This window comes from Synechococcus sp. O70.2, assembly GCF_047462135.1.
Taxonomy (GTDB): Bacteria; Cyanobacteriota; Cyanobacteriia; order Thermostichales; family Thermostichaceae; genus Thermostichus.
The window spans coordinates 202,691-210,476 of the sequence record NZ_JANSIS010000005.1 but is presented as its reverse complement, the minus strand read 5'-3'; the positions used below and the strand labels follow the sequence as shown (position 1 = coordinate 210,476).

Genomic DNA, 7,786 nt, shown 5'->3' with positions numbered 1-7,786 from the left:
TCGTGGAAGCAGGAAGAAAGCGTCAACCTGGAGCAAAAGTCCGCTTTTGTCCAGCGTTGTATAAGTCTTTCAGAGCGCTTCAAGAGGTTTCCGTCATCGAAGCCAGAGCAGCCTGCACATCGGCTAGCTCAACTTGATCGGTCAGCTCCGCTTGGCCAATCCGGCGCGGCAAGACAAAGCGGATCCGTCCTTGTTTAACTTTTTTGTCGGCCTGCATGACCTGCAAGACAGCCTCCCAAGGGATCCCGGCAGGCCAGTGGCTGGGCAGCCCTGCCCTCTCGATCAGGTGCCGCTGCCGTTCGGCTTCGGTGGCACTCCACCAGCCTAAGCGACGGGCAATCTCCCCGGCAGCTACCATGCCGATGGCGACAGCTTCTCCGTGCAGATAGCGGCGGTAGCCGGTAACGGTTTCTAGGGCATGGCCAAGGGTATGGCCGTAGTTGAGGATGGCCCGCAAGCCCCCTTCGCGTTCGTCCTGCTGCACCACCCAGGCTTTGCACTCGGCACAGCGCCGCAGCAGATAGTGCAAGTCTGAGGGGGCAAAATCGGTGTAGCGGCCTAGCCTGGGCTGCTCTTCCAAAAACTCAAACAGGTCGGCGGCCTGGATGACACCGTATTTGATCACTTCGGCCAGGGCAGAGGTAAACTCCCGCCGGGGCAGGGTCTGCAACACCGTTGGATCCATCCACACCAGGCGCGGCTGGTAGAAGGCCCCAATGAGATTTTTCCCGCCAGGATGGTTGACGCCGGTCTTGCCGCCAATGGCCGCATCCACCATGGCCAAAAGCGAAGTGGGCACCTGCACCCAAGGGATCCCGCGCAGCCAAGTGGCGGCGGCAAACCCAACCATATCCCCGATGACCCCGCCTCCCAGGGCAATAAGGGTGGAAGAGCGCTCCAGGCCAAAGCTCAAGGCGGCGTCGTAGATCCTGGCCACCGAGCGCAGGGTTTTGTAGCGCTCGCCAGCAGGCAAAAGAAAAAGATGGGCAGCAAATCCTGCTTGTTGCAGGCCCTGCATCAACTTTTCGGCAAAGTGCTTGGCAATGCCCGGATGGCTCACCACCAGCGCCTTGCCGGCAAGTCCTCTGGCTCGCATCTGCGATCCCAAGTGGATGAGGTTGTGGCCCCTAGGGCCTTCTGGAGATTGGATGACGATGTCGTAGGAGCCGTGGGGAAGCTTGACAGGAATCAGACAGGGATCCATGGGCGGGGAATCCAGGGTGGCACGCTCTGTTACTTCACCTTCTCCCACCTGCAGGTTAGGACGGGATCCGGCTTTAACTTGTAGTTGTGCCTCGAAGTCCTTATGATTGAGGTATAGCCTCAAAAAGTTCAAAAAGCGCTTTTGCCCCTACCGCAGGGAGGAGTTTCATGGCTGGCAACACCGGAGAACGACCTTTTGTTGACATTATTACCAGTGTCCGCTACTGGGTCATTCACGCCCTGACCATTCCCGCCTTGTTTTTGGCAGGCTGGCTTTTTGTGAGCACGGGCCTAGCCTATGATATTTTTGGCACGCCGCGCCCCAATGAGTATTTCACCGCAGAGCGTCAGGAGTTGCCCATTGTAAGCGACCGCTTCAACGCTCTTGAGCAGCTGGAGAGGTTGACGCGCTAGAACGGGGTGAGGGCAGCAACTTCGCAACTGTTACAGTTTGTAAAAGAGGCAAGGTCTGAGCGATGGCAACTAAACCAGTTACTAAACCTGATGCTGACGAGCCTGTTTTTTACCCTGTTTTTACTGTCCGCTGGCTGGCAGTGCATACTTTGGCCATCCCAACTGTTTTCTTTCTGGGAGCCATTGCGGCAATGCAGTTTATTCAACGGTGAACCCCTATGGCTGATCAACCTGAAAAGAACCCTAATACCCAGCCGGTAGAGCTAAACCGCACCTCCCTATACCTGGGCTTGTTGTTGGTGTTTGTGCTTGGCCTGTTGTTTTCTAGCTACTTTCTCAACTGAAGCGAGGGTCATCCCTACTTCTAACAGTTGAGGAAGGACTGCAGGGAGCAGTGCAAACTCATTTTTGCTGGAAGTTAGGGGTGTAATCTCCTTTCGGTTCTTTTGGAGGCCAGTTGCTATGACCAGTCAAGCAAGGATCCCCCTATGGATAGTGGCTGTGGTTGTTGGGTTGGGGGTGATTACGGTGGTTGGACTCTTCTTCTACGGCTCCTATACCGGTCTTGGATCGCCGGTGTAGTTTAGAGAAGTAGGGGAGGGCGAGGAGCAGTAATCCTCGCTCTGTTTCGTTCTACCTCGCGTGAAGGGGAAGAGTGGCCGTGCGGCGCAGCTCGCCGTCCTGTCTTATCCAGTGGGGTGGCACGGCGTCGTTAGACCAGGGCGCAAGAGTCAACCTTTGCGTACCTCTATTTTGGGGTGCCCCTTGGCTTGATTTATGGAGGGGAGGATCTCGCGGTAGGAGCCGTATTCTTTTGACCTAGCTGCACTTCAGCTAGGTTTTTTTGCAGGATCTTAGAAACACCTGGGGGGCAGTGGTGCTGGGAAAAGCTGTTTGCCTAGGAAAAAGTCAAGGACTGGGGAGGCGCAGGCAAAAACGGATCCCTTGATGAGGGTCTATATCTCTGTTAAGCGAGCATGAACTTTTTTAACGATCCGGACGGCGGCTGCTAGGAGGAGAGCTGAGGCCCCGTAGAATGAATCCCAAAATTCCAGGCAGGATCTTCGGACATGGATTACGTTCGCACCTTCAATGACGATCCCTGCGAGGGGCATCTTTCAACGCCCATTAGCGATTCTCCTGTCACCCGTCTGTTTATCAACAATCTTGCCATTAACCGCCGCGGCCTCTCTCCTCTGCTGCGGGGGCTGGAGATTGGCTTGGCCCACGGCTACTTCCTGGTGGGGCCGGAGATTCTTCTAGGCCCGCTGCGCGATTATCCTGGGGCAGCCAATTTGGGCGGACTGGTTACGGCAATGGCCATTGTGCTGTTGGGAACCGCCTGTATGTCGGCCTATGGCAGCGTTACCTTTGGAAACAAGCCAGAAACGCCAGGAGCTAATCCTTTGTCCACAGCCCGCGGCTGGGGGGATCTAACAGCGGGGTTCTTCCTAGGGGGTATGGGTGGTGCCTTTGCTGCCTACTTCCTTTTGGAGAACTTTGCCGGGATCGATGCCATCTTCCGAGGACTGGTGAATTAGTTGTCAAGCTTGTCAAGGCACTGGAGGGGAGCAAGACTATGACCGGTTCTTACGCTGCCGCTTATCTTCCTTGGATTTTCATCCCCATTGTTGGTTGGCTGCTGCCGGCAGTAGCCATGGCTGTGCTCTTTCTGTACGTTGAGCGCGACTAACTCTAGTCTCGGTGGGTCTTGGAAGAGGGATCCCTTATCCAGGGATCCCTCCCTTTTTGGCAGGAGGGTGGACTTTGGCAAAACGGCTGTTTCACCATGGAAAAGTTGCTGCTGGTAGAAGGCCAAAAGCTAAAACTGGGTTCTCAACACCATCGTCCTAACCAAGCCAAAAAGCAAGGTTACAATACCCGTTTCCTGGGCGGCCTTGGCGGCGCTGGCGGTCCCACCGCTGGCTCACCAGGAAACCCAGGCAAGTCCAGGCCAGGTAGAATCCTCTAACTCAAGGTGGCTACGGGCTGAGCTTCTACCAAAGGCTGCTGAGTCTGCAAGTCGATAATGGTGGCTAGCAGGCGTCGCGAGGCGTCGATGGCAAATTCTACCCGCAGGCGGTCTTCCCCGACTCGCCCAGGGGGCTGCAGGCGGGCCAGGCAAGCTGGCTCAGTACCAGGGGTCAGGGATCGGAAATCGGTTTGCCGGGTAAGTTGGCGGCTGCTCATGCGCCCCAGCTCGTCGTAAACCACCTCGGCTTGGGCCACTTGGGCCACTTCCCCCACATCGAGGCGAACTTCGGTCTGGCCGTCGTTGGCCACCTGCAAGATCAAGGGCTCGGAGCGTCGGCAGGGGTAGGGGCTGCCCCGCTCGAACAAAGGGTAGTAGATATAGCTTTTTTGCAAGGGATCCCAGAGACGGATGGCGTAGCTGTGGTGGAGGCGATCCTCCAGCTTCACCTGGCAGCCTACCTGCAGGGCGCCCAGGGCCACGGCATCGAAGGGGCGTTCGCAGCGGACTTTCTTTTTGCCGAAGTAGGAGCGGAGCAGCTCCTGGACTGCCGGCAGTTGGGAGCTCCCTCCCACCAGAAGCACTTGCTCAATTTGGCTTTTGGCCAACCCCCTTGCCTGGGCGGTGAGGAGGACATCGTCTAGGCACTGGCGGATTTGATCCAAGAGCTGGTGGGCTTCTAAAATCTCCTCCAGCGCCTGCCGATCCAAGCGCAGCTCATAGGCGGTTAGGGCCTCGTCGTCAAACCAACTGCTCACGGCCTCGGGCTGAGTGGAAAGGGCAATCTTGAGCTGCTCTGCCTGTTCCAAAAGCGTAATCCAGCTCAGGGCCCCAAGCTGCTGTCGGCTCAACCCCAGTTGCCCCAGCAGGTATTCGGCAATCCAGATGTCGATGTCCACCCCGCCTACGTAGGCATCGGCTTTGGCAATCACCTCCGCCTTGAGAACGGAGTTACCTGCCTGGGGGGCCAGGGTGCGCACTAGGCTGAGATCCAAGGTGCCGCCGCCGAAATCCACCACTAGCACCACGGATCCCGGCTGGCCGACCGCATAGCCCAGGGCAGCGGCAGTGGCCTCGTCCACGATTTGAATGGGATCCCAGCCACAGGCGCCGGCCACCCTCCGCAGCCAGTTCAAGTAGCGCTCAAAGGAGCCGACAGGGGCTGTAAACACCACCTGTTGCGGCTGCAGGCCCTCCTTCTGGACAGCTTCCATCACCGCCTGCAAAAAAGCCTGGGCCACCCTCTCAGCGTCGTAGCGCTCCCCATCCAGAACTCGCGGCGGAGGCACAAACTCTGCCACCAACTCCCGCTTGAAGCCCTGAAACAGCCGCTGCGGATCCACCGCTCCCCAACGACCGGCGCGCACGGTTTCCCCTACGAGGAGCTGGTTTTTGCCCTTCACATAGACCAAGCTGGGAATGGCCGAGTGGGCTTGCTCCTGCCGGGAAAGACCGGGAAAGCTGAGCAGGCGGGGCGCTGCTTGGACGGGATCCCAAACTGCCACCACCGTATTGCTGGTCCCAAAGTCAATGGCTAGCGTCGCTTTGGAGACAGGTGCCATCAGCTCAGTCCTCCGGGCAGAGAGCGGCTGACTTTGGCAGGGCAGAGGATATAGTCTCCCCGGCGATAGCCAACAAAGCGGATGTAGACGGGATCCCCTGGCCGAATGCCCGGCTGATCTGGCTGGTGCAGTTGCGGGTCGAAGGGGACAGATTCAAGAGGGCTGCCGATGGGCTCATACCCCCAGTGCTGCAGCAGGGCATCCAAGGAGCGAAAGAGAGCCGTTACGTTTTGGGCCGGCCAATCGGGCTTGCGGCGGGCGATTTCGCGAACGGTGGGGTAGCTAGTAAGCAGCGGCTGCAGCAGGGAGAAGAGGACTTCCGGTGGTTCGGTGAATCCCATTTTGTCATGTCCGTTTAGGCGCAGCAGGAATCCCAAATCCCACTGCAGGGCGGCAGCCAGCTTTTGTAGTTGCTCCAGACGCAGGGATCCCCACTTCCCCTGGCGCACTTGGTTGAGGGCACGGCGGCTGATCCCTGCCCGTGCTTGCAAGGCCCGCCACGAGGAGAGGCCAACGGCCCGCATGCGTTCCTGCAGCCAATTGTCCAGCGGTCTCTCGGCCATTGAATTTTGCCAGGGATCCCTACGATCATGCCGCAACTTGGGTTTGGGCTCAGGGATCCACAAGGCTCAGGGAACGGCTTATAGCTTCCACATCCCGGTCGTAGCGCTCGCGCCGGTTGGCCGGGTACACGAATTCAAAGCCGGCTTGCAGGGAAGGTCGGACAAGCTTCTTGAGGTAAAAAATCCGCTGACCGTCTGGTTCGTAGCCAGAGATCACAAAGAAATCCCGACCGGCAACTTGGTAGGTAACCCGGCGTCGGATGATCGGCTGCGGCGCAGCTCTTCTTGCAAGGCGCTGGCAGGCGTTGCTTGAAAGACGTTGTAGCCGCCCCAAACGCGCAGCTCAGCTCCCGATTCCCGATAAATACCTGGCCGTCGCTGTTGTCAGCTTCCCCTTGGGGGATAAAGTCTGCCGGGTAGTCGATGCGGTAGCCAAAGCGGGCATTGATGTAGGGTTGAAAACCTAACTGGGCTGAGATTCCCTCACCAAGCTGAGCCCGGCAAGCAGACAGGCTAGGCACGCGGCAGATCTTCTTAACAAGGACTCCGTCCCGCTAACGCGAACGGTAGCCCTCTCCATACCCCTAAGTGTAGGCTGCTCTTGGAGAAGGCTGCGCCCAAAACCAAAATCCGAGGACTCCGGAAATCTTTTCCCTACAAAGAGGTCGGCCCATCTCCTTCCTGAGAGTTCTGTAGAATTGGGGAAGTTTATCTCCTATTGCCGGCTGCCAAACTCCTGCTAACCCTCTGCCATGACCCCGACTTCCCCAGCTACTGCTGCCCATCCTGCTGCTTTGGATCCCCTTGACCCGAGGGTGCGTCCGGATCCGCAGGGCCGGTTTGGGCCGTTTGGGGGCCGGTTTGTGCCGGAAACCCTGATGAGTGCCCTCACAGAGCTGGAGGAAGCCTTTGAGCGGCATTGGCGGGATCCCGACTTTCGCGCCGAGTTTCACAGCCTACTGCGGGACTTTGTCGGGCGGCCCAGTCCCCTTTACTTTGCCCAGCGGCTTACCGAGCACTACGGCGGCCCCCAGATCTACCTGAAGCGGGAGGATCTCAACCACACCGGCGCCCACAAGATCAACAACGCCCTTGGCCAAGTGCTGCTGGCGGTGCGCATGGGCAAGCGAAGGATCATTGCCGAGACTGGCGCTGGCCAGCATGGGGTGGCCACGGCAACGGTGTGTGCTCGTTTTGGGTTGGAATGCGTCATCTACATGGGGGCAGTGGACATGGAGCGGCAGGCCCCCAATGTGCAGCGGATGCGCCTGCTGGGCGCTGAGGTAAGGGGGGTCGAATCAGGCACAGCCACCCTCAAAGACGCCCTCTCCGAGGCCATCCGCGACTGGGTAACCAACGTGGAGACCACCCACTACGTCATTGGCACGGTGGCCGGACCCCACCCCTACCCGAAGCTGGTGCGGACCTTTCACGATATCATCGGCCAGGAGACGCGACAGCAGTGTCAAGAGAAATGGGGAGGCCTGCCGGACGTGCTGCTGGCCTGTGTAGGCGGCGGCTCCAATGCCCTGGGGTTGTTCAACGAGTTTGTTCAGGATCCCCAGGTGCGGCTTATCGGCATCGAAGCTGCCGGGGAGGGCTTGCACACCTCCCGCCACGCTGCTACTCTTAGCCGCGGTCGCATTGGGGTCTTGCACGGAGCCATGAGCTACCTGCTGCAAGATGAAGAGGGCCAGGTGCAGGAGGCCCACTCCATCAGCGCTGGCTTGGATTACCCCGGTGTGGGGCCGGAGCACAGCTACTTAAAGGAGATTGGGCGGGCTGAGTACTACGCAGTTACCGACGACGAGGCGGTGGAGGCGCTGCTATTGCTGTCGCGCCTGGAGGGAATCATCCCCGCCCTAGAGACGGCCCACGCCCTGGCCTACCTGAAGACCCTAGCCCCTCAACTTGGCCCCCAGCAGCGGGTAGTGGTCAATTGCTCTGGGCGGGGCGACAAAGATTTGAACACCGTTTTCAAGTACTTGCAGCAGCGGGGGCGCAGCCTAGCCTAGGGTCTCGCCTAGAGGAACTCAAGGCGCCTGCCGAAAATGGCAGCTTGCCGGGCAAAT

At 58.8% G+C, this 7,786-nt stretch carries 11 protein-coding genes; 7 read left to right on the top strand and 4 right to left on the bottom strand.

Annotated features, from left to right (window positions below; all coding sequences use genetic code 11):
• Positions 1-79 precede the first annotated feature (79 nt).
• Entirely contained in the window at positions 80-1,204 is a 1,125-nt protein-coding gene (gene aroB, locus NW812_RS07685; protein ID WP_414395577.1) for a 3-dehydroquinate synthase, read from the bottom strand.
• A 167-nt stretch (positions 1,205-1,371) separates the two neighbouring features.
• Here aroB and psbE point away from each other — a divergent pair, with 167 nt between their 5' ends.
• The 6 genes from psbE to NW812_RS07655 all read left to right on the top strand — a co-directional run bounded on the left by psbE (position 1,372) and on the right by NW812_RS07655 (position 3,310).
• On the top strand, positions 1,372-1,617 hold the full coding sequence (gene psbE, locus NW812_RS07680) for a cytochrome b559 subunit alpha (protein ID WP_414360519.1): 246 nt from the start codon (positions 1,372-1,374) through the stop codon (positions 1,615-1,617).
• 62 nt (positions 1,618-1,679) lie between these two features.
• Positions 1,680-1,829, top strand: a complete 150-nt coding sequence (gene psbF, locus NW812_RS07675; protein ID WP_414395558.1) for a cytochrome b559 subunit beta — start codon at positions 1,680-1,682, stop codon at positions 1,827-1,829.
• A gap of 6 nt (positions 1,830-1,835) precedes the next feature.
• On the top strand, positions 1,836-1,961 hold the full coding sequence (locus tag NW812_RS07670) for a photosystem II reaction center protein L (protein WP_414395556.1): 126 nt from the start codon (positions 1,836-1,838) through the stop codon (positions 1,959-1,961).
• A gap of 118 nt (positions 1,962-2,079) precedes the next feature.
• The gene (locus NW812_RS07665) at positions 2,080-2,199 is read left to right on the top strand and encodes a photosystem II reaction center protein J (protein ID WP_414395554.1); all 120 of its coding nucleotides are present in this window, start codon (positions 2,080-2,082) and stop codon (positions 2,197-2,199) included.
• Between the two features lie 488 nt (positions 2,200-2,687).
• Positions 2,688-3,158 carry a photosystem I reaction center protein subunit XI gene (locus NW812_RS07660; RefSeq protein ID WP_414395552.1) on the top strand — a complete coding sequence of 157 codons (471 nt, stop codon included), beginning with the start codon at positions 2,688-2,690 and terminating at the stop codon, positions 3,156-3,158.
• Between the two features lie 38 nt (positions 3,159-3,196).
• Positions 3,197-3,310, top strand: a complete 114-nt coding sequence (locus NW812_RS07655; RefSeq protein WP_414395550.1) for a photosystem I reaction center subunit VIII — start codon at positions 3,197-3,199, stop codon at positions 3,308-3,310.
• A gap of 275 nt (positions 3,311-3,585) precedes the next feature.
• On the opposite strand, the gene NW812_RS07650 is transcribed toward NW812_RS07655, so the two are convergent.
• Genes NW812_RS07650 through NW812_RS07640 form a run of 3 tightly spaced genes read right to left on the bottom strand, consistent with a single transcriptional unit; the run spans position 3,586 to position 6,048 of the window.
• Positions 3,586-5,151 carry an Hsp70 family protein gene (locus tag NW812_RS07650; RefSeq protein ID WP_414395548.1) on the bottom strand — a complete coding sequence of 522 codons (1,566 nt, stop codon included), beginning with the start codon at positions 5,149-5,151 and terminating at the stop codon, positions 3,586-3,588.
• Positions 5,151-5,714, bottom strand: a complete 564-nt coding sequence (locus NW812_RS07645; RefSeq protein ID WP_414395546.1) for a helix-turn-helix domain-containing protein — start codon at positions 5,712-5,714, stop codon at positions 5,151-5,153. The genes NW812_RS07650 and NW812_RS07645 overlap by 1 nt, the downstream gene beginning before the upstream one ends.
• 49 nt (positions 5,715-5,763) lie before the next feature.
• Complete coding sequence (locus NW812_RS07640) at positions 5,764-6,048, bottom strand: hypothetical protein (RefSeq protein ID WP_414395544.1); 285 nt, start codon at positions 6,046-6,048, stop codon at positions 5,764-5,766.
• Between the two features lie 418 nt (positions 6,049-6,466).
• On the opposite strand from NW812_RS07640, the gene trpB reads away from it, so the two are divergent.
• The gene (gene trpB, locus NW812_RS07635) at positions 6,467-7,729 is read left to right on the top strand and encodes a tryptophan synthase subunit beta (RefSeq protein WP_414395542.1); all 1,263 of its coding nucleotides are present in this window, start codon (positions 6,467-6,469) and stop codon (positions 7,727-7,729) included.
• The last annotated feature ends 57 nt before the right edge of the window (positions 7,730-7,786 follow it).

Bases quoted from the DNA above. Each gene is read 5' to 3' on its own strand.
- psbF (WP_414395558.1), top strand. From the start codon at position 1,680: ATGGCAACTAAACCAGTTACTAAACCTGATGCTGACGAGCCTGTTTTT.
- NW812_RS07645 (WP_414395546.1), bottom strand. From the start codon at position 5,714: ATGGCCGAGAGACCGCTGGACAATTGGCTGCAGGAACGCATGCGGGCC.
- NW812_RS07670 (WP_414395556.1), top strand. From the start codon at position 1,836: ATGGCTGATCAACCTGAAAAGAACCCTAATACCCAGCCGGTAGAGCTA.
- NW812_RS07650 (WP_414395548.1), bottom strand. From the start codon at position 5,151: ATGGCACCTGTCTCCAAAGCGACGCTAGCCATTGACTTTGGGACCAGC.
- NW812_RS07660 (WP_414395552.1), top strand. From the start codon at position 2,688: ATGGATTACGTTCGCACCTTCAATGACGATCCCTGCGAGGGGCATCTT.
- trpB (WP_414395542.1), top strand. From the start codon at position 6,467: ATGACCCCGACTTCCCCAGCTACTGCTGCCCATCCTGCTGCTTTGGAT.
- psbE (WP_414360519.1), top strand. From the start codon at position 1,372: ATGGCTGGCAACACCGGAGAACGACCTTTTGTTGACATTATTACCAGT.
- NW812_RS07655 (WP_414395550.1), top strand. From the start codon at position 3,197: ATGACCGGTTCTTACGCTGCCGCTTATCTTCCTTGGATTTTCATCCCC.
- NW812_RS07665 (WP_414395554.1), top strand. From the start codon at position 2,080: ATGACCAGTCAAGCAAGGATCCCCCTATGGATAGTGGCTGTGGTTGTT.
- aroB (WP_414395577.1), bottom strand. From the start codon at position 1,204: ATGGATCCCTGTCTGATTCCTGTCAAGCTTCCCCACGGCTCCTACGAC.